This is a genomic window from Polaribacter sp. 2405UD43-2 (genome assembly GCF_058147125.1).
Window position 1 is genome coordinate 214,896 of the sequence record NZ_JBYVJX010000004.1, and the last position, 21,598, is coordinate 236,493.

The window sequence follows — 21,598 nt, forward strand, 5'->3', positions numbered from 1 at the left end:
AAAACACTATGTTTGTGACGTACACCCTGCAAAATAGTGACGAATTTTTTGTTTCAAAAAAAGACAAAAAAAATTTTATTGCGAAAACTAAATTAAAATTGAATATTATCTAACTCCTTTAAATAAGTTTCTCCTACAGGAATAACTCTATTTTTAATTTTTACTGATTTTTTAGATTTACCAGAAACTTTATCTATTCTAATTATATATGATCTATGAACTCTTAAAAACTCTAAACTATCTGGTGTTAGTGCTATAAAATTTCCTATTTTACAACGAATAGTATAGGTTTTATCTAAACATATAATATCTAAATAATTACCTGAAGATTTTACATAAAGTATTTCATTGGTAGAAACCTTTAGGTCTTCTCCGTTCATTCGAATTTCTAAATATTTTTCATCTCGTTTTAATCGTTTAATAAGCAAACGAATAAATTCTCTAATAACATCTTTATTATATGTTAATACACGTATTTTAAAAAAAACATAAAAAAATCCACTTAAAACTAAAATGCTTAACGTGCGAAACCACCAAGACCTCCAAAAAGGAGGGTTTATTATAAAAGAGTATGAAATTAATTTATCGCTTATAACGCTAGCTCCTTTTGCTTTTGCTTCGAATGTATATTTTCCGAGAGATAAAGAAGGAAAACTAATATTTCTATTTTTAGTCTTTGTCCAAATAGTATCTATTTCTTTTAATCTATATAAATAATTAATTCTATTTGTATTTCTATGTGAAATTGCTTGAATTTTAAAATCAATAGTATTCTGATTGTATTTTAAATTTACATTTTTTTTATTAACAGATTTATTGTTTACCAATACCTCTTTTAGTGTAAGTGATAAAATTTTAGAAGTTTCTTTTTCTGTTATAAAATCCTTTTTTAAGAAACATAAACCTTTTTTTGTAGCTACCCAAACTGTATCATTAATAATCTCGATATCATTAATATCATTACTTAACAGCCCGTCAGATTTTGTAATGTTTTTAACATTAAATGTTTTATTAGATTTAAAAGTTATTCTATTTAGTCCGGTGTTGGTACAAGCCCAAATTGTGGAATCATTTTCAATATGTATTTCACCCACAATATCATTCGTTAGCCCATCTTGTTGGGTAATATTGTATATACTATCACTATACACTACAATACCATCTCCTTGAGTTGCCATATAAGCAATGTTTGTTTTTTTATTAACATCAATATCATCTATTCTTAATTTAAGAATCTCTACTGGCTGGTGTTTTTTAATAATTTTATTTCTCTGGATAAATAAACCCGATGAAGTGCCTATAAATATAGTGCCTTTATATTTGCAGATATCTTGTGCTTTGTTTTCTAGTTTATAAAAAACACTACTATCGTTCTTTAATTTATAAAAACCTGATGTAGCAGATGCCAACACAGAATTCCCTGTATATTCTGGTAGTTTATTTGCTGTAAGTTGGTATGATTTTTTATTATTTGTATAGTCTTTTAAGTAGCCATCACTGTAGCCATATAAAACTTTTTTGTCTTTATTAAATTCTACAAAAGCAACATTAGACTTTTTTCCTTTATATAAAATTTCTATTTTATTTTTAGAAAAACGTGCAATATCTCCATTACTAAATCCTGCATATAAAGTATTACTATCGTCTTTTACCAAAGTAGAAATGCTTTCTTCTGTAAAAATTTTTATGTTAGGGTTTTTTATATAAAAAACACCATCATATAAAGTAGATAGCCAATAACTTCCTTCTTTATCTATAAAAAAGTTTGTAACAAATTTATTAGGCAAAAATTTATCAATAATTTTACCAGAAACATCTCTAATTTCTGCACCATTATTATAATATCCTACAAAAAACAAATGCTCATTAATGCGTTTAATACCTATTGGATTCTGTTTATTTTCATAATAAGTAATTTTACCATTTTTAGATAGAATGCCTAGTTTTTGATCAATAAATACAGAATAATCTTCGTTTAAAAATATAAAATCTATTCTAGAACCTAATCTATTTTTAGGATTAAAAAACAAGAAATCTTTTGTTGGTTTATACTTATTTGTACACATTGTAAATAGCGAACCATTTTTAGTATTAACACCAAAACTATAAACTTTTTCTTCTAGTTCTTTTCTGTTATTTGCATCCAAATCAAATTGTCTTGTAAGCTTGCCATCTTTTGTAATCTTTATTAAACCGCAAAGACCTGATCCGCCAACATATAAGGTTTCATTGTTATCAATTACAATACTTTTTATAATACTTGTAGTTTTTAGTTCTTTTTTTAATACATCATTGTATTTATATTCTTTAAAACCATCAAATAAATCATTAAAATAAAAAATACGTTGACTTTGATAACCATATGCCCAAATTTGACCATTGGCTTGTGGATAAAAATCGAGTATTGTATTGTCTGGCAAGCCCTCTTTGGTTGTAAAGTTTTTAAACTCATAACCATTAAAACGAGACAAACCTTTATCTGTAGCAAACCAAATATAACCTTCTTTGTCTTGATAAATATCATACACTTCAGAACTTGGTAAGCCTTCATCTACGCCAAAATGCTTGTATATATGCTTTTGAGCGTAGATTTTATATGAAAAAACAAGAAATAAAAAGTAACAAAAAAAAAGTTTATAATGATTCAATATCTAATATTTAATAGAAAGTACTAATTTAAATTTCATCACAATATATGTCAAAAAAAGTTTTAACTATTCATCACTATTTTAAATGTGTTCGTCACAAATACTTTTTTATATAACAAATATGGTTTTTAAGTAAAAAACAGACAGCTATTTTGAGGATGATTTTTATAAAGGTATTGTTGTTTAAATATACTTAAACAAAAGCATTTTAGAAGGGTTTTTGGTATGAATAAATGAAGAATCCTGAATAAAAATTATTTTCGAAAAAATGATGAACAACAGATTTTAAATTAATAAAAAGTTTTACCTATTTTTGTTTTAACCCAAACTTATATTATGAAACAGCTAATTATTTTATTATTATTGATTATTGCATTTTTTATTGGATTTGGAAAATATCAACAATATAAAAGATACAACACTCCTAATGTAGATTATAAAACGGATAAAAAACTAGATAAAGATTATCATAATCAAGAATTGGTAATGAACTATTACAACGCTATTGAAGATTTAAATAGTTATGTAATGATGCAATGGTCTGCAAACAGTATTGATGTTAGAACACCTAAAGATGACGATAACCAAACTAAAATTGCAGTAAAGAAATATGCAGAAAAACTAGGCAACCTAAAATATTATGAATCTAAATTAGAGAATTCTGCATATTTAAAAACCAAAGGCTTATCTAATAAAGAAATTCAATTTTTAGAAGAAACAGGTAAAGACTTAAATTTATATCAAAAAGAATTAGCCTTTAAAAAGATTAAAAGTATGTTTAACGCGAATAAAAAAATAGTTTACGGACATAAAAGTGCTTTAATCTACGAAGTGCAAAAGAATTTAGTTAAAAATGGTTTCGAAATAAAAACAGATGGTATTTATAAATTAGAAACTTTAAATGCCATTAAAGGTTTTGAAGAAAAAAATAATCTTTTTGCAGATGGTATTTTAGATATTTTAACTTTAGATGCTTTGTTAAAATAAAAAACTTCTTTTTATTTTTTTAATAAGAACATTATATTCTTTTCTTTTTTTATGTTGTAAGAATTCTCAATCTAGTTAAAACCAATAACTGTTATCTAAATTTTTAACCAATAAAAAAACGCTCAAAAAATAAAGTTTTTTTTTGAAACCAATTATCCTCGATGCAGAGCCATAAAGGTATTTCGCTGGTTTCACACTCAATCAAGTTGAGTACAAGTTTTGACCTAAAAAAGGTCAAAAACCAAAATTCTGTATTTAGATTCCCGTTTTCTTGGGAATAACAATTTTAACGGAAACCCCGAGGCAGAACCTCGAGGAATTCTTTTCGATTAAATTTGAGCGTTTTAAAGCAAATTGTATTATTTCCTTTTATAATTATTGCTTTATAAATTTAGCAGTACCTACTTTATTATCTACTACATATTTAACTAAATAAATACCTGCTGATAAGTTAGAAACATCTAATGCTTTTTTAGTTTGATTAACCTTAAAAGACCTTACTTTTTTACCTAAAACATTAAAAATTTGTGCACTATTAATTGTTCCTTTCGCAGAAATATTTAACTCATTATTTGCTGGGTTTGGATACATAGAGAATCCTAAAAGTTTGTTATTATCTACGTTTGCGGTTCCTGAAATATAAAGATATATGTTATCAATATAAAATACATTTGTTTTACCTGCAACAGTTATTAAAAACTGCTTTATTTTAGCTCTTGGAAAATCTGCTGCACTTCCTAATTCAAGGTCTGCAGATTGCCATTTTTTCACTTCGTTTTGGCTATTAATTACTATTGACATATCCTTAGCATTAGTCTCACCAGCTTCTGCACTATGATTTGATAATTTAGGATTAAATACCTGACCAGCTGAAAAATCTGTACCTAGCCAGTAATCAATGTGTAAGTGAGTCATACTAGTTGCATCAACATAAGAAGGCAAATCTGTCCCTAAAAAATTAGATGCAGTCACTTTTAAAACTTTATTTCCTGCAATAGTAACTTCTTCAAAATTTGAATCGTCCCAAGATACATTAGCAAGTCCTATTTCAGATGCAAAAGTCTCACCATAAAGTGCTATTGCATTACTTGCACTAAAAGTAGGAGGTGTAGCTGGTGCATCAGTTGGAACTGGGTCTGCAGGTTGAGCTCCAGCTTTTTTTCCTTTAATATTATCAATATAAAAAGTTCTTTCATCTTTTGTAACTCCTCCAAAACCAGTTTCACCAGCTTTCCAATAAGCATGAAGAACAAAATTTTGATAAGAACCATTTGCTGCAGCTGCTTTACCATCTAAAGCAGTGTTAAAAGTAAAAGAAAGAGTTTGCCAAGTACCATCACCATTGTGAGTTACTTCCGCAGCAGCTTCAGGCGCACCACTTATACCTCCATTAACTTTTACTAAAAAAGAAATTGCTGTGGCTGATTTAACATCTATAGTCATTGTTTTAGTACTTGATAAATCAACATTTTCAGATAAATCAAAATTAGAACCCTGCCAAACTTCACCGCCAGAATTAGCAACTATTTCTAAAACTTGAGAAGTGTTAGAACCAGTCCCAGCCTTAACGGTTGGAGTCGCCATTCCTCCAAATTGAGAAGTAGCACTACCACTTTCTCCGCTTTCAAAACCTAAAAGTAGGTCTTGCGAAAACCCAATTGAGGTAATCAAAAAGGCAAATAATAAAGTAATTTTTTTCATAATTATATGTTTAAAAGGTTATACATCAATATTAACCTAATTATATACAATATCGATAAAAGCCACCTCAACAAAAAACATACAAAAAGACTAACAATCAATCAATTACTTAAAAAAACCCTTTAAAACACTACTACAACTAGGATTTTAAAAATGTTAAAATCAAGATTTATTCTATATTAAAATAATTATGTATGGGTTATGTATGGTTATTTTTGAAGGATTTTAAACACATTCACTCACACTTACTATTAATAAAAATAAAAACTCTGCAAATAATAACTATTCACAGAGTTTACAAACTGTATTTTTATGAATACAGGAATATTTTTTTTCTTAAAATTCTAGAATTTCAAGTTTTCATTTTTATCCCAAAGACCCCAATAAGCACCTACATCTCCTTCATCGCCAACCTTCCAAGATTCATCAAAAGAAGAAAAGTAAAATACCTCAACATTATCTTTTGCTGACCATACTTGTGTATTGATAAAATATTTTATCGCGTTTTCTGCAGTAGAGTCTGCTCCCCCTTCACTACTTCCTTGGCTTGGCCATCCTGTTTCTGTAATAATAACTTTTTTTCCTTTTGCAGCATCTGAAGCCTGTCTATACATTTGTTGCATATGACCTAAAGAATAATCTATTGGGCAACCTTCCCAAAAAGGATAACAGTTAGACAAAATAACATCACTTACTTCTACCAATTCTGGATGTGTAGTAAATTCGTAATAAGCATCTACATAACCAACAGTAACATTTGGCACTGCTTGTTTTACTCTTCTTATAAAACCTAATAACTCATCTAAAGGTAAATCGTTTCTGTATAAAACTTCATTACCAACAGCAGCTATATCTACACAGCCTTCTTTTGCAAGTTGAATTAAAGATTGTATTTCTTGTTCGTTTTTTTCTGAATCATCTCCTAACCAAGCACCTACCATTGTTTTTAAACCGTGCTTTTTGGCTATTCTTGGAATATGTTCATTACCTTCTATACAGGAAAAAGAACGAATCCATTTTGTATAGGGCTTTAAAATTTTTATTCTCCTTTCTACTTGTTCTTCTGTAATAGTATCTCCTGGTTCTTGACCATCTTCATACATACTAAAACAAATTCCGTGCATTCCATTATTCAGTGTTTCACTCCAAAGTTTTTTTAATTGGTCTAATGAATATTTACTAAAATCTACTCCAGATTCTCCTGCCTGTTCTTTTAGATTTAACGAATAATGATGACCTTCTCTATATGACATTTTATCAATTTATTAAATTATAACTCTCCTCTACGTTCTACTAATATATTTTTTATTTCTTTGGCTCTTTTTTCTGATAGACTATATTTCCACATAACAATCATTGCCAAAGCAGCAGTTGATGCAGGAACCACAATATCTGCAATTCTTAAAGAAGTCATTGTTTCTATAGATTGATTGGTAATATTTTGATCGAAACCAACAATTTTAAGAATTACACCACTTAAAATAATAGCAATTGCTTGTCCTAGTTTAACCATCCACCAATAGATTGCTCCAAAAGTTCCTTCTTTACGTGGCATTCCGTTTTCTAATTCGTCTAAATCGCAAACATCAGCAGTCATACTCATCATCAAAGTAAATAAACCTCCCATACCAAAAGCAAAAAATGGAATTGGTAAAAAGATTAACCAAGGAATACCATTACTTGCATCAATGCTAAACCAAGACATACCTACACTATCTAAATACGGATTTAAAAACTCAAAAATAGAAGCAACACCATTTGTCATAGATTGTCCTAAAGAAGTTTGATTAAAGCTATTGTTTAACTCAATATCAAAACCCCACCATTTTAAAATATAACCAATAATTGATAAAAAAGTAGAAATTAAAAAAGCATTTCTTTTTCCCCATTTTGTTGCCATTTTAGAGATTATAGGTATTACAATAAATGCCGTAATAATTGCATTTAAAGTATTAAACCAAGCTGGCCAAGTACCTGCTTGTTCCCAACTACCACTATTCATATAAAATACAATGATAAACACCGAAAATGCTGCAACTAATTGAAAACCATTAAACACTAAAAATGTTGCTCCACAAAGCTTCATAAATGGCTTATTTTTAGCAACTTGTTTAATACCTTGCCAAAGTTCTTTCATATTAGAAGCTAAAGATTTCATATTGATTTCTTTTCTGTTTTCCATATGTGATGAATCTATACCTCTACAGAAAAACGCTGGTAAAATTCCAAAAAGAATACAAACTCCTCCAACAATTACAGCCATTGTTCTTACACCTTGTGCTGGATTATCGAAAGTATTTACATCAGGAATAATTACATATAACCAAGGTACAATCATCCAAGCAATTTGCCCCATACTATTTGCCAGGCTCATTAATCTGGTTCTTTCGTTATAATCTGATGTCATTTCATAACCTAAACCTACTAATGGAGTTGCAAACATAGTATTACCTACTAAGAACAAAATCTGCAAAATCATTACATACCAAAAGTTAAAAGTCTGCGATGCATTTTCGTCTAATTGCCACATCAAAATAAATAGAATTCCACTTATAATGGCTCCACTAAAAATATAAGGTCTTCTACGTCCCCATTTAGATTTCGTATTGTCTGAAATAAATCCCATAACAGGATCTGTAATCGCGTCAAAAATTCTAGGCAAACCACCTAACAGTCCTGCCCACACAGGATCCATACCAAAAGCGGTTAGAATAAATACTTGAAGATAAACACCTAAAACACCTGGTAAAAGGTTTAGAACAAAATGTCCTGCTCCAAAAGAAGCTTTTTGCCCCAAAGGCACTTTATTTCTTACTGTTGGCTTTATGTCTGACATAATTAGTTAGTTTTTATAAAATTATAGTTTGCAATGCTTGCGCATCAATATTGATGAATGTTTCTTTAGTACCTAATTGTAATTTAAAATTCTTTTTAGTTTTTCCTTCGTTAAAAACGATTACTGCAATAGAACCATCAGGGTTTTTAGCTGCGGTTACTTGCAATTCTTTATCTGTATTTTCTAAACCAATAACTTTTGCTGCTGGTCTTATATATTTGCTAAAATGCGCCATTGTGTAAAAAAGTGGTGTAAAATATACTTCGTCTTTTTCTGGATCTACAATTACAGGAGCAACACACCAATTCTTAAACCAATTTGGACCACCTTGTTTGTCTAAAACCATATTCCAATCTACCCAGCCATCTACCCAATTATTTAGGCAACCAATAATATCTCTTGCATATCTGTTTACAGGTGCATATTTGGGATGCAAATGTTTATCTTTTTCAGCTGCCCAGTCCCAACCCCAATCTGTAGCTTCTTTTTTCCAATACCAAGCATCATCTTGCCAAACAGGAACTTGAGAATCTATACATCCTTCAGTTTCTATTAAATATTTGTTGGGTGCTTTGTTATGTGCATATTGCAAAGCTTCTGGAAAAACTTCGTAAGTACTTTCGTACCAATGAATTGCAGTACCATAAAAATACTTAGAGGAAGATTCGCTTCTATACATTTCATCTACCCATTCTTTTAAACCTGCTCTATTTTGGTCATATCCTAAAATAATTTTATCTCCATAACCATCTTTTTCTAATTTTGGACCTAAATGAAATTCCACAAAATCTGTCATTTCTTTAGGTGAAAAGTGCATACTTTCCCAGTTATTACCATTTCCATGAGGTTCATTTTCTACCGTGAAACCCCAAATATCTATGCCTTCATTTTTATAGGCATCTAAATATTTAGAAAAGAAAAGTGCCCAAGTATCATAATATTTTGGTAATAATTTACCTCCTACCCATTTTTTATTGTCTTTCATCCAAGGAGCAGCTGTCCAAGGTGATGCAAAGATTTTAAAACCATCTTCAGAAACTTTTATAGCATCTTTTATCATCGGAATTAAATCGTCTTTATCATCTTTTATAGTAAAATGTTTTAACTCCATATCATTTTCTACAGGAGAATATGAATATTGAGATAAAGAGAAATCGCAAGAATTCATATGCGTTCTTGTTAACGAGTAATTGGCGCCGTCTTTTGCAAAATAAGCTTGTAAAATTGTATCTCTGTTTTTTTTACTTAACTTATTTAAAAGGTATGCAGAAGATTCTGTAAATGCACCTCCAAAACCAGTTATTGTTTGAAAAGTTAAATCTGGATTTATTTTTATAATGGATGCATTCTCAGCATCAACAAAATTTGAAATTTTAGTTAATTTATTTCCTGCAAGCGATGTTTCGTAAACAGCTACAGAAAGATTCGTGTCTTTTTTATTGCAACTTATCATCAATAATAGTAATAAAAGTGAAAAAAGTTTGATTGTTTTCATAGGTTATTTTTTTATCTTCTATAATCTGTATTGGGAACCAAAACTGTTTTCATCATTTCTTCTAAATTTCCATTAAAAGTTTTTGTAATTGGTTTTCCATCTCTAGTTAAACCTTTAAAAACTCCTTTATCTACCATATCCCAAAGTGGATATTTTGCCTCTCCTTTAAGGTTGATTAAACCAAAATGATTTTCTGAACCTTTAGAGTTTTTAGCGTCTTTCCATTGTTCGTCAAAAGCTTCAAAATAAAAACAAGAAATGCCTTCTTTCTTAGTCCATTCTCTTAAATATTTAAAGTATAAGCCTTGTTTGTATTGGTCTGTAGCTCTAGATCCATTTACGCCATAATGTCCATCAGAAATTGTTGCCCAACCAGTTTCGCCAATATGAATTGTTTTAGTTGAATCTATACTTTTAACATAGTCTGAAACATTTTTAAATTGCTTTTTAGCAAATTCTAAAGCTCTTAACATAGCGTTATCGATTTTTTCTTTATCGGATAAATTCTGCTCCGAATCCGGAATTTTCCAAAACTCAGGATTGTAATGTGAATTATGATATGCATAGGTGTGCATAGAAACATAGTCTACCGCTTTTATAAGTTCTTCTAAATCTTTAACTCTATAACTTGGATCTCCACCTCCCCAAGAAGCAAAATCGTCAGAACAAGTAATCCATAAATCTTTAGAGAGCTTTCCGTTTTTCTTTAAATCTTGTAGGTGATTTACCCATTTTAAAATAACATTTGGTCTTACAAAATAGCTTGTAGCCCATCTAATCATTGCTTCGTTACCAACTGCTATGATTTTAACAATGTCTGGATATTTGTTGGCCAACGCTACTGCTCTAGCAATTTCGCCTTTGTTTTGATTGCTTTCTACATTATGATTTGGTTCTAAACCTGTCCAAGCATTTAAACAATCTATCCAAGCTCCAAGCATTACATACATTTCGAAACTTGGGTCTTCTTTTTTTAACTCAGAAATTGCTTTTAATACGTTTGATGCGTGGGGTAGTTTTGGTTGCACATTATAAGTTCTAATAATACGAACTCCCATTGCATGCATAATTTTTAAATCTTCTTTTAATTGCGGAATTGTAGGTTGAATTTCTCTGGATGTTGCTCTGTAACCTCCATAAGAAATTGCTAAATAATCTGGATTTCCTAAAATTTTTTCTGCGGTCATTTCAACTTTCTGTGCTGGTTTAACTTTTTGTTTTGAATTACATCCAAAACTTATTATTAGAACAAATGACATTATTAACATCTTAAATTTTGTTTTCATAATTTTTGTTTTGGTTTTAAATTTTATAATCCTAATTTATTTTTTTATTGATACGATTATCTTTTTTATTTCTGCTGTTCTTTTAAATAATTTATTGCTGTTTTCTAAACCTAATTCTAAACTATTTAAGGTTGCTGTTTTATCATCAGAATAAAATACTTTTATACTATTTTTATCTGATAACTTATACACAACAGGAACTTGACAATAAGTAAATGCTAAAGTTTCAGAATCTAGAATAAGTGTTTTCTTATTACTTTTTACATCTATATAATTAAAATCTTTTGGTTCTTTTAAAAACTCTTCTCTTCTTAATAATCTTGGATTAAAAGTAACTTGACCGTTTTTAATAAAAACTCCTAATTCACCTATTCTAGATAAAATATCTTCTTTTACTTGCCCAGTCATTCCTGGCTGCTGTGCACCTTTTGTAGCAGGTGTATGCGAATAAGGATCTGTTGGAAAAGCCCCATACAATTCTGGCGATTTATGCACTCCAATTCCTTCATTTATCTCGTAATAATGTTCTAATAATTTGCCTATAATTTCTTCGTTTTCATTAGAATTTATAGCCAACAAACAATTTTCTTGAACTGCTAACAATAATTTAGAAACCATATGCCAATAGATTGAGCCCAAACCTTCATAACCAAAGAAAGTGCCTGATCTGCCTGTAAAAGATTTATGATCGAACATATCTTCATAAATCTCTAGCAATAAATTTTCTTCTTGTTTAATTAAAGGTTGATAATTCTCAGATAAACCCTCTAAACCTTCTTTTAGAATTGCTGCATTGTTAAAGTTTCCATTAAAATGATAGTTGCCAGCAACATCTTTTGTGATAATTTGATGATTACCATCTACCAATAATTGTTGTAATAATTTCGATTTTTTTACTGAACTTTCAGGAATATTATTTTTATTGATAAATCTTCCTAAATCTTTATCAGGATATAAAATATAACTGTATTGGTCTTCTCTAAACAATGCACTCGCTTTTAAACCATCTAAAGCAGCTAAGGCTTCTTTGGGTGTTAAAGAACCAGAACTTAACACGGCAACTTGCCCTTCTAACATTTCTGACAAATAAGAAATTGATACTTCTTTGTCGTTTTCTACGGTCATTAAATTGTAAGAATGATATAAATTATCTGAACGTTTGTTAGCTTTTATGGTGTGTTCTGTATATTTTTTTGTGATGCTAAAAAACTCTAAAAGATGGTCTTTAGAAATAATAGACTTCTTGTTTTTAAATCCGTTTTTGTAGATAGTTTCTCTAAAATCGCTACCAGCCTGTCCTACTCCATCTAAAACTGATTTTCTATCTTTATTAGAAATTTTTCCTGATAGAATCGTTTCATTATCTTTTAAAGTATTTACAACTGTAGTAAAAAACGCTACTAATTCTTCAGAAACTTCAATGTTATCAGTATCAGATTTTGTTACTATATTTTCAAAGAAATTTAAGAAACGCTGTAAGTAACAAAGTGTTACCATAGAAACGCCATTACCAACCAAAGCGTTGTTGGCGTCATTCCATTCTGGTCTTTGAGTATTCATCCAAATACCACCTTCTGGAATAAAATTAGATACTTTTGCCAACACAGTTGCTAACAATTTTTCTAACATATTTACTCTGTAAATACTATTATTTGCATCTCTTAAAAGCGCGCCATCAACACCAATTTCTTCTCTTAAATCGTTAATTTGATGATCTAAAGCATCATCAAAATTAATGGTATCTTTTGGGTTTTGTAATGTTTCTTGATAACTTTTAATCTTATAAGGAACATTTGCGTAAACAAAAACATTGTCTGTAAATCCACTTGCTAATTTCCCTGGATAGTAATTTTCTATAAATTCTAAGAATTTTAATAGATAAATAATTTGATGATCGCCCCAATAACCAATATAAGACCAAGGATCATCTGGTTCTATGGTTTCCCAATCAAAACCGCCTTTTGTAACTCTATAAGGATTGTAACCATCAAAAGTTGTGGCATTTAAAAACTTGTGAATCATCCCTTCTATAAACTCTGGATATGAATGCGCTAAAGCTTCCCAGTTTTGAAAAATATCTCTCCAATTTCCTTCATAGTCTAAAATTTTAGAACCATCTATTTCACTTCTTGTATTGATAGAAAAACGGTTCCAAGGTCTACTTGGGTCTCCGTGTCTACGGCTAAATTTTAGCGGAAAATACTCAAAGCATAATCTTCTAAAATCTTTGTCATTATTAGATTTTGCTTTGTTTTTAATATCTTCAGCAGTAAATTCTTCTGGAAGATTATTTAAAATATCTTGCTGATTTTTAAACACTTCTGTATTTGCATTTGCAATGTATTTTACAAAATCATCTTTTTCAATTTTATAATTGTTATCAAAAATACCCCCTCTCATAATATTGAAAAGTGTATTTGCAAAATGCCTGGTATTTCTTAGTTGAATTTCGCCTAATTGTAAACCATCTGAAGCACCCGTTAATTCAATTAAATTATCTGTTCCTTGGTTAATACTATTTTGAATCTTATCAATTAAATTGGATTCATTTTGTATTAATTCTGATAAACTATGATAAGAATTTAAGTCTTGATTTACGTTGGCAATTAGCATCCAAGATTTTTTTTCATCAGCATTTAAAGACAAGTTTTGAACCGTAAAATAGGCTCCTTTTTCTGCCTTTATATCAATTTCTTGATGAATTTCATCACCATTTCTAAACGCATCTAATTGCAAAGAAGAAATTAAATAGGTAGGATTTTGAACTCCTAAAGACCAAACTAAATTCGATTTTAAAGCTTCACTTGGTTCTGCTTTATCAACAATAATTGCACTTAAAGCGTAAATACCAATACCTGTTTTTGTTTCTAACTCGCTCTTTTTATAAGCATCTACTAAATTACTTCTCGTTTCTTGAATTGCAGAAGTTACACCATAAGGAATTATGTTTTGTATTCCATCTAAAATAGTAACTTCAACTTTAGATTTTGAGTTGTTAATCAAGTTAGATTTTCTAACAAAACCGTATTCATTAGAAGTGTTCCAATGATATAAAAATGTGAGTTCTAAATCTTCATTTATTTCTTCGAATACAACTTTATTTCCATAATTATTTTTATATAAATTTCTTTTGATGCTGTAAACTCCTTGATATTTATCAGAAAAAGGTTCCCAAAGAAAAGTTTTATTGTCTTTATGAACTTGTAAAATGGTTTTACTACCTGTTATATCTGCAGATTCTGTAATTTTATCGTCTGTATAATAAGGAAATAAAGAGTTTTCAGAATTCTTTCTACCAGCAGTTAAACCGCCATTACTTGAGATAAACATCCAATGATTTGAGTTACTTACAAGACTCATAAAAAACGGTCTCATTTTGTTACTGTTGGATATTTTATAATATACTTCGTTATCAAAATTGATTAACTCTCCTTTAATATCTAAAGATTGATTTTGAGCTATATTTTTACCTAAATAAATAGTATTCTTGGTCATAAAAAATGTACTTAAAAAAACATCTAAAAGACGTAAAAACAATGTTTTTAAGTTTAAAATTGGGGTTAATTATTACTGAAGACAGCAAATCGTCTTCTAATATTTTTTATTAAGTTTTCTAGAAAAGTTGGTGATAGTATTAGTACCACCAACTTAAATTTGTTTATTGATGCTTATTTATAAACTTTTACATAATCTATTTCCATAGTTTGCGGAAATACAGTTTCTGCAGTTGGGTTTCCTGCAAAAGAACCGCCTACAGCTAAGTTTATAATAATGTAAAACTCTTTGTCATTAAACACCCACTTTTTACCTTTTGGTAAATTTGCTGGTGTAATTTGATTGTATAAAACATCATCTACATAATAGTTGATAAAATTAGGTCCCCATTCTATACCAAATGTGTGAAAGCCTGTATCAAATCTATCATTTTTTAAAGAATAACTTTTTGTAACAGCTTGCCCAGCAGAATATCCTGGTCCGTGAATACTTCCGTGGATAGTTGTAGGTTCTTGCCCTTTATATTCCATAATGTCAATTTCTCCATTTTTTGGCCAAATAACAGTTCCTTTAGCATCATCTCCTAACAACCAAAATGCTGGCCAAATACCTTTGCCCCAAGGCAATTTTATGCTTGCCTCAAAACGACCATATTTAGTTTGATATAAACCTTTGGTTAGAATTCTTGCAGATGTGTATGCAGATCCTTTGAAAGATTCTTTATTAGCTGTTATAATTAACTTACCATCTTTAATAACAACATTTTCTGATCTTTTTGTGTAATACTGTAACTCATTATTACCCCAACCATTAGTTCCTGTACCTTCGTTATAATCCCATTTCTTAGCATCTGGTGCTCCTTCTTTATCAAAAGTATCTGCCCAAACTAAATTAGATAAAGTTGTAACGGTTTGTTTCTCACTATTTTCGCAACTGGAAAAAATAAAAGCAGACACAACTAAAACTAGTATTGAATGTACTTTGTGTTTTTTTATAAAATTCATTTTCTTACTTTTTAAGGTTAATTTCTATTTATAGAAATAAATATTATCTAAAATAAAATCTGGACCACCAACTAAAATAATTGCTCCTAAATTATTTTTTTGAGATGTTAAATCTCCATTTAAAGGAATGTCGAAAGAAGTCCATTGACCAACTTTTAAGTTCGAAGCATCAAACCTTAGATCTTTATCATCTCCCTTAGGGAAACCATTGCTAACATTTGTTTCAATCTCTTTATTAGGTCCTACATCTCTAATTTGAAAACCAACAGAATTTCCTGCATTGGCGGTGTAAACATCTACATGAAAATGGGTAAATGTAGAGGCATCTATAGAAGAATTAAAAATTATACCTGTAAAGTTATTATTACTATATGATTGAAAATTCTCTGTACCTGCAGTAGTTAAACTTGTATTTGTTGTAGAACCTCCAAAACGTGGGTCAAAATTACTGTCTGTTGCATTTGTGTATGTATCGCTAAATATTGAAAGTACATTTTTAGCATCTTGAGTAGGTACTGGAGCTTTTGGAAATTCTCCTAAAGAGTTTACCGTTAAAGAACCTTTAGCATCTTTATCATTTAGCTTAGCCGTAATTTTAGCAGATCCTTTACCTACAACAGTAATAATACCATCTCTTGTTACAGTTGCTACAGAGGTTTTTGAGCTTAAAAATGTATAATACCCACCTGCTGCATCAATAGATAAATCTTTTCCATTGGCTAAATTAACGGTTTGCGTTAAGCCAGTAATTGGTATTTTACTTTTATTAAAACTAGTTACTACTTTATCTTCTCCATTAAAAATGAAAGGTCTAGACTGAGCAATAGTACCTAATTTTTCATATTTTAATTCATCAATCCAAAAAGTGTTTACAACATTATCATCTTTATCTCTTGCTCCCTCTGCATACCAAAACATTCCTTTTGCAGCGGTTAATTTTGAAGTATTAGGAATAGGTATTGTATATTTTACCCATTTGGTAGTAATTGGCAAATTCTTTCTAGTTACCCTGTATTTGTTTTTGTTTTCTCCGTTTAAACCAAATCCAATTTCATTGATATCACCAGCAGTAGAAGCTTTTGCCCAAAAGGTAAGCGCATCATATTCTGATAAATCTCTAGGAGAGCTAACTGGAAAGTTAGCACCTCCATAACCTACACCAAAAGCAGGTATGTCAAATCTCATAGAAGCAGAACCTAAATATTTGGTTTCTGTATCTACACTAAAAGCTTCTTGAAATGAATCTCCAAAAGGTTGATAATCTAACCCTGCACTAAATGTATCCGTAAACACATTTGGGTTATTAGAAAAAGTTGCTGGCACTGCATTATCAGAAAGTTCTCTTTCGCAACTTATTGCTGTAAAAAACAACAGGACTAGCAGGAAAGTAATTTTTGAATCTATATATTTTCTTGTTTTCATGTTCTTGGTATTTATTATTTTCCAATATTTATATGAATGTATGTTCTAATTTCCCACTCAGAACCATTTGGAAAACCAACTGAACTAACTGTGGGAGAAGTTGCAAATGCACTAGAAGTACTATTTGGTGTATATCTTGGAGAATATTGATCTAATGACCTCCATATTCCTCTAATACCCATTTTTGTATTCGGCAAAATAAACCAGTTTGGTTTGCCTAATGTTGTAGATAAATCTAACATTAATTGTGCTGGATATGTTAAGTTAAAATCTCTATGATAATCAAAAGGCCCCCAATCATTAAATTTTGCTTGGGCAACAACTTTTAATTTATTGTAAATTAATCTTACATCTCCACCACCTCTATTAATTAACCTAGAGTTACTACCATTAGATTGTCCGTTTCCATAATATAGGTTTGCAATAAATCCAAAATCTGGACTCATTTTAGAAACAATTCTAGAATTAATTTCCCATAAATCTTCAGCAGGTACAGAATTAGGAAATGCAAATGAAGTACGATTGCTTAAGAAACCAATCCAAGCATCTTGTGTTGTTGGTAAATGACGATACACAAAACCTAAATTGAATGCAAATTTTGCATCTTCTGCTCTGTCATTATCCCAAGCATACATCCAAGAACCTGGTGTTGGATCGTAAGAAAATAAAATCTCTCCTGCTGTTGTTTCTCTATTTCCTCTTACTGCAAAAGGATCTGATTGAATATTTCTTAACGGAACACCAACTGTTTGTCCTTGGTTATTTACATAAGAAAATCCGTTAGGAATTGCACCAACTAAAGGTTTTTGCCATAAGAAATTAGGTGCAATTTGTAAATTGCCAGTATTAAAAGTAAAACCTGTTAAAAAGTTAACTTGATTTCCACTACCAGAATCTTTTAATTTCCATCCTGTAAAAGTGGTAGTTGCATCTGCCCCACCATTGGCAACTAAGCCCATATAAGCAGATTGTGCGTACCAATTAAAGGTTCCTTTTGTATATGTTACTTTTAATTTACCACCCCAGTTATCTGTAGATTGAATTAAATCTTTATACCCTTTATCAAAACCTTTAACATTCTCTACCATATGAAATTCTCTACCATTTAAAGGTTGACCTCCCCAAATAGCACCAAGCTGCCATCCGAAACTACCATAATCTCTTTCTATAGCTAAAGTAGCTCTTCTTGTTTTTGGTAAAGGAACAAATCCTGATGTTTGTGCTTCTGTATTTTCTGATACATCTTCATGATAAATACCAGTAACATCGTAATGACCCAATTTCTTTCTATATTTTAACAATATTGCTGGGTTTGCTCCCCACCATAATTGCGGCCCAAATGCAGCTTTTAAACCTTTTAAAGCACCTTTACCATCTGCTTCTATTCCTAAAATTTCTCCTCCATAGATATCAAGGTTAGGTCCGTAATTTGCTTCTGGATAAACACCAAAGAAGTCGCCTTCATATTGCCAATGATAATGACCTGTTCTGTAAAAACCTCTAACATCTGCAATGTCTGTTTTCCAGTCGAAAGATGCATTGTACACATTTATTCTGTTTACGTCTGTTAAAGTAGCATTGCCATTATCTGTTTTAACTGTAACAGGGCGTGCTCTGTTTTCGTAAAAAATTTCATCAATAGGATTATCAGCAACATTGCCAATAATATTAAAATTTACTTCTGCTCTCATATTAGCACTTGGTTGTCCTTGCACACCAACATAATACGATTGCATATGGTCAAAACCTGTTCTACTTGGATATCCTGTAGAATTTGCAGCGGGTTTACTAGGCGTTTTTAATAGAGTTCCGCCGGTATTAAAAGTTGTAAACTCTGCTCTTAAATTGCTTAAACGAATTTTTTCGTTTCCTCCCATTGCAGCTTTATCTCCTCTTGCTCTTAAAACACCGTCCATTAAGCTAATATTAGAAAAATGATTGTTTACATCTGATAATGAAGTTCCTTTTTTATAAGGATTTATACTGTGTGCTTCTTTTAGAGAATAATAAGCAGCTCTAGGATATAACGTATATAAGCCTTCAGAATTCGTTGGTCCTTTTGCACAAATACCAAACCATTCTTCGTTCATATTATTACTTCCGTCTTTTGTATCTATATAATATCCTCCATTAGACCAAGAAGCTCCATTATCATGAACTTCTAAGTTTTTAGTTTGACCAAGTTTCCACCAACCATCACTAAATTGAAAAGTAAAACCACCAATAGAATTGTTTGTTTTGCCTAATCCAGCAGCATTTTGGTAAATTTCTTTCCAGTTTTCTACCATAAAAAATGATTGCATTTTCTGATCTTCTTGATTCGTTAAAGCATTAAAAGCATCTGCACCAAATTCAGTAAACATTACTGGTTTGTTCAGTTTATTTTTAATTTTTTCAAAAGCATCTCCAAAAGATTTACCACGATACATATTAGTACCATAGATATCTACATTCTTACATTCTTCTGCAACAATATCAATAAATAAAACATCGCCATTACAAATTGCTACAGGATGATTTTTATCTATACTTTTCATTAAAACAGCTGCTTCATCCATCAATTTATACATTGGTCTTCCTCTTTTTTCTCCAACAGCTCTTTTTTGTTCTTCGCCTTCTGGAAAATCTTCAGTTTCTGCACCTGCCCAAAATAACCCGTAGTTATTTTCATTACCTAATAAAAATAAAAGTAGCCCTGAAGTACCTTTATATTTAGTAGCCATTTCTTTAGCATCAGAAAGTAAAAGTTTTTTAGTTTCTGGATCTCTATAATCTGTAACAGGTGTCCAAACACCATTTATTGTTAAACCATATCTACCAAAAGAATGGTTTAGCATTGTATAAATACCATAAGTTTCATAAATATATGTAACCCATTTTGGTTGAATACCAGTATATACTCTAATTGTATTTACTCCCATATTTTTTAGTAAACCCATTTCTGCATCTAAAGCTGCTTTTATTACATCTTCAGATTGATTCCATAAACTATAATTAAAGTTTGTACCAATTGGAAAGTAATCCCAATTCATACCATTAATCATAAATGGCTTACCATTTACCTCTAACCACGTTCCTTTACTTTCGTTAACAACAGAAACTTTACTAGCCTGTGCATAGAAATTTAAAGTACATAAGAAAAGTAGTAATCTTAAAAAATTGTTCTTCATAATTTTCTTTATTTAATTATGATTTAGCTTTACTAAAAAGAAAAACAAAACCGAATGTTTAAATCTCATACTTTTTAATGAAAAAATTAAAGCACTATAAAAGCATAAAAAAGCACTCTAATTAAATCTACAACTTTCTAATTTTGAAAGTTTTTTATATTAATTAAATTGAAATAACTCTTTTATTGCCTAGCCAATTTAAATGACCAGTGACCACCACCTGCAACTTCAATATCAATTTCTAAAACATCACCATCTAATTTAGCTATATAAGTAACCGAATCTGGAGCTGCAGAAGGACTTGCCAATTCCGCACCATTTATTGCTTTTGGTAATCCTAAATAAACTCCTTTTCCTTCAATTTTGATTGTACCAGCTGTTGCATCGTAAGTATATTTCCCTTTTGCAGATCCATTATGAGGAAAAACAGGAGTAGCACATCCTTCTGGGTCATTACCTTGCCATTTTTCTACCCAAGTTTCTGATCCTAATTTATTTTCGAAAGATCCATCTGCTTTAAATACATATTCATCATCAAATAAACAAGCTCTTGTTGTTACATCTGCTTTACTATTTGACCACCAAGAAATATTATTTAATGCTGGTCCTACACCTAAAGCTCCTGCTTCTGGAGCTAATTTCCAAGTACCGACAATTGTTGGAGCAGCTTCTTTAACCAATTTAAATGACCAGTGACCACCACCTGCAACTTCAATATCAATTTCTAAAACATCACCATCTAATTTAGCTATATAAGTAACCGAATCTGGAGCTGCAGAAGGACTTGCCAGTTCCGCACCATTTATTGCTTTTGGTAATCCTAAATAAACTCCTTTTCCTTCAATTTTGATTGTACCAGCTGTTGCATCGTAAGTATATTTACCTTTTGCAGATCCGTTATGAGGAAAAACAGGAGTTGCACATCCTTCAGGGTCATTACCTTGCCATTTTTCTACCCAAGTTTCTGATCCTAATTTATTTTCGAAAGATCCATCTGCATTAAATACATATTCATCATCAAATAAACAAGTTCTTGTTGTTACATCTGCTGCACTATTTGACCACCAAGAAACATTATCTAATGCTGGCCCTACACCTAAAGCTCCTGCTTCTGGAGCTAATTTCCAAGTACCTTCTAATGGACTTGAACTACCTCCTCCTGGTGGTGGAGCAACAACATAAGTTACTGTGTGTTCTTTTGTAATACTTACATCATCTACGCCTTCTAAAGAAGCTGTTACTTTTATTGTATACGTTTTTGTTTCTTTTGGATAATCGTAAGTTACCATTGGTCCACTTGTTTTAAACATATCTGTATCTGAATCTGGAGTTGCTCCGAAATCTACAGTATATACAATGTTTCCATTTCCGAAAGCGGTTGTAGGTACTACACCTGCTTTTGTTCCGTCTGAGTTTAATGTAGCTATTACAAAATCTAAGCCTGTAATTGCTGCTATTTCGTTATTATCTTCATCACAAGAAACTGTAATGCTTAAGAATAATAGTAATAGGAAATATGATCCTTTTTTTAATAAATTCATTTTGTTTTGTTTA

Annotated in this window: 12 protein-coding genes; 1 reads left to right on the forward strand and 11 read right to left on the reverse strand. The window is 30.5% G+C overall.

Annotation, left to right across the window (positions count from 1 at the left end; genetic code table 11):
• Window positions 1-92: 92 nt before the first annotated feature.
• The gene (locus ACY2RX_RS07715; RefSeq protein ID WP_490103388.1) at window positions 93-2,648 is read right to left on the reverse strand and encodes a ligand-binding sensor domain-containing protein; all 2,556 of its coding nucleotides are present in this window, start codon (window positions 2,646-2,648) and stop codon (window positions 93-95) included.
• Window positions 2,649-2,984: 336 nt separating this feature from the next.
• Here ACY2RX_RS07715 and ACY2RX_RS07720 point away from each other — a divergent pair, with 336 nt between their 5' ends.
• Window positions 2,985-3,635, forward strand: a complete 651-nt coding sequence (locus ACY2RX_RS07720; RefSeq protein WP_490103389.1) for a peptidoglycan-binding domain-containing protein — start codon at window positions 2,985-2,987, stop codon at window positions 3,633-3,635.
• 375 nt (window positions 3,636-4,010) lie between these two features.
• Here the strand turns inward: ACY2RX_RS07720 and ACY2RX_RS07725 are convergent, their stop codons facing one another.
• From ACY2RX_RS07725 to ACY2RX_RS07770, 10 genes are all read right to left on the reverse strand, one after another.
• The gene (locus ACY2RX_RS07725; RefSeq protein ID WP_490103390.1) at window positions 4,011-5,336 is read right to left on the reverse strand and encodes a T9SS type A sorting domain-containing protein; all 1,326 of its coding nucleotides are present in this window, start codon (window positions 5,334-5,336) and stop codon (window positions 4,011-4,013) included.
• A 344-nt stretch (window positions 5,337-5,680) separates the two neighbouring features.
• Window positions 5,681-6,589, reverse strand: a complete 909-nt coding sequence (locus ACY2RX_RS07730; RefSeq protein WP_490103391.1) for a glycoside hydrolase family 17 protein — start codon at window positions 6,587-6,589, stop codon at window positions 5,681-5,683.
• A gap of 17 nt (window positions 6,590-6,606) precedes the next feature.
• Window positions 6,607-8,172, reverse strand: a complete 1,566-nt coding sequence (locus ACY2RX_RS07735; protein ID WP_490103392.1) for an MFS transporter — start codon at window positions 8,170-8,172, stop codon at window positions 6,607-6,609.
• Between the two features lie 13 nt (window positions 8,173-8,185).
• Window positions 8,186-9,667, reverse strand: a complete 1,482-nt coding sequence (locus ACY2RX_RS07740; protein ID WP_490103393.1) for a glycoside hydrolase family 30 protein — start codon at window positions 9,665-9,667, stop codon at window positions 8,186-8,188.
• Between the two features lie 11 nt (window positions 9,668-9,678).
• Entirely contained in the window at window positions 9,679-10,953 is a 1,275-nt protein-coding gene (locus tag ACY2RX_RS07745; RefSeq protein ID WP_490103394.1) for a glycosyl hydrolase family 17 protein, read from the reverse strand.
• A gap of 36 nt (window positions 10,954-10,989) precedes the next feature.
• The gene (locus ACY2RX_RS07750; RefSeq protein WP_490103395.1) at window positions 10,990-14,448 is read right to left on the reverse strand and encodes a hypothetical protein; all 3,459 of its coding nucleotides are present in this window, start codon (window positions 14,446-14,448) and stop codon (window positions 10,990-10,992) included.
• A gap of 173 nt (window positions 14,449-14,621) precedes the next feature.
• Window positions 14,622-15,452, reverse strand: a complete 831-nt coding sequence (locus ACY2RX_RS07755; RefSeq protein WP_490103396.1) for a glycoside hydrolase family 16 protein — start codon at window positions 15,450-15,452, stop codon at window positions 14,622-14,624.
• Between the two features lie 24 nt (window positions 15,453-15,476).
• Window positions 15,477-16,874 (reverse strand): immunoglobulin-like domain-containing protein, encoded by a 1,398-nt coding sequence (locus ACY2RX_RS07760; RefSeq protein ID WP_490103397.1) that lies wholly within the window; start codon window positions 16,872-16,874, stop codon window positions 15,477-15,479.
• A gap of 14 nt (window positions 16,875-16,888) precedes the next feature.
• Window positions 16,889-20,044 carry a glycoside hydrolase family 2 TIM barrel-domain containing protein gene (locus ACY2RX_RS07765; protein WP_490103398.1) on the reverse strand — a complete coding sequence of 1,052 codons (3,156 nt, stop codon included), beginning with the start codon at window positions 20,042-20,044 and terminating at the stop codon, window positions 16,889-16,891.
• Window positions 20,045-20,226: 182 nt separating this feature from the next.
• Window positions 20,227-21,585 (reverse strand): hypothetical protein, encoded by a 1,359-nt coding sequence (locus tag ACY2RX_RS07770; protein ID WP_490103399.1) that lies wholly within the window; start codon window positions 21,583-21,585, stop codon window positions 20,227-20,229.
• Between the last annotated feature and the right edge of the window lie 13 nt (window positions 21,586-21,598).

Excerpts from the sequence above, each read along its gene's own strand:
- ACY2RX_RS07720 (WP_490103389.1), top strand. The coding sequence starts at position 2,985 with ATGAAACAGCTAATTATTTTATTATTATTGATTATTGCATTTTTTATT.
- ACY2RX_RS07725 (WP_490103390.1), bottom strand. The coding sequence starts at position 5,336 with ATGAAAAAAATTACTTTATTATTTGCCTTTTTGATTACCTCAATTGGG.
- ACY2RX_RS07730 (WP_490103391.1), bottom strand. The coding sequence starts at position 6,589 with ATGTCATATAGAGAAGGTCATCATTATTCGTTAAATCTAAAAGAACAG.
- ACY2RX_RS07735 (WP_490103392.1), bottom strand. The coding sequence starts at position 8,172 with ATGTCAGACATAAAGCCAACAGTAAGAAATAAAGTGCCTTTGGGGCAA.
- ACY2RX_RS07740 (WP_490103393.1), bottom strand. The coding sequence starts at position 9,667 with ATGAAAACAATCAAACTTTTTTCACTTTTATTACTATTATTGATGATA.
- ACY2RX_RS07745 (WP_490103394.1), bottom strand. The coding sequence starts at position 10,953 with ATGAAAACAAAATTTAAGATGTTAATAATGTCATTTGTTCTAATAATA.
- ACY2RX_RS07750 (WP_490103395.1), bottom strand. The coding sequence starts at position 14,448 with ATGACCAAGAATACTATTTATTTAGGTAAAAATATAGCTCAAAATCAA.
- ACY2RX_RS07755 (WP_490103396.1), bottom strand. The coding sequence starts at position 15,452 with ATGAATTTTATAAAAAAACACAAAGTACATTCAATACTAGTTTTAGTT.
- ACY2RX_RS07760 (WP_490103397.1), bottom strand. The coding sequence starts at position 16,874 with ATGAAAACAAGAAAATATATAGATTCAAAAATTACTTTCCTGCTAGTC.
- ACY2RX_RS07765 (WP_490103398.1), bottom strand. The coding sequence starts at position 20,044 with ATGAAGAACAATTTTTTAAGATTACTACTTTTCTTATGTACTTTAAAT.
- ACY2RX_RS07770 (WP_490103399.1), bottom strand. The coding sequence starts at position 21,585 with ATGAATTTATTAAAAAAAGGATCATATTTCCTATTACTATTATTCTTA.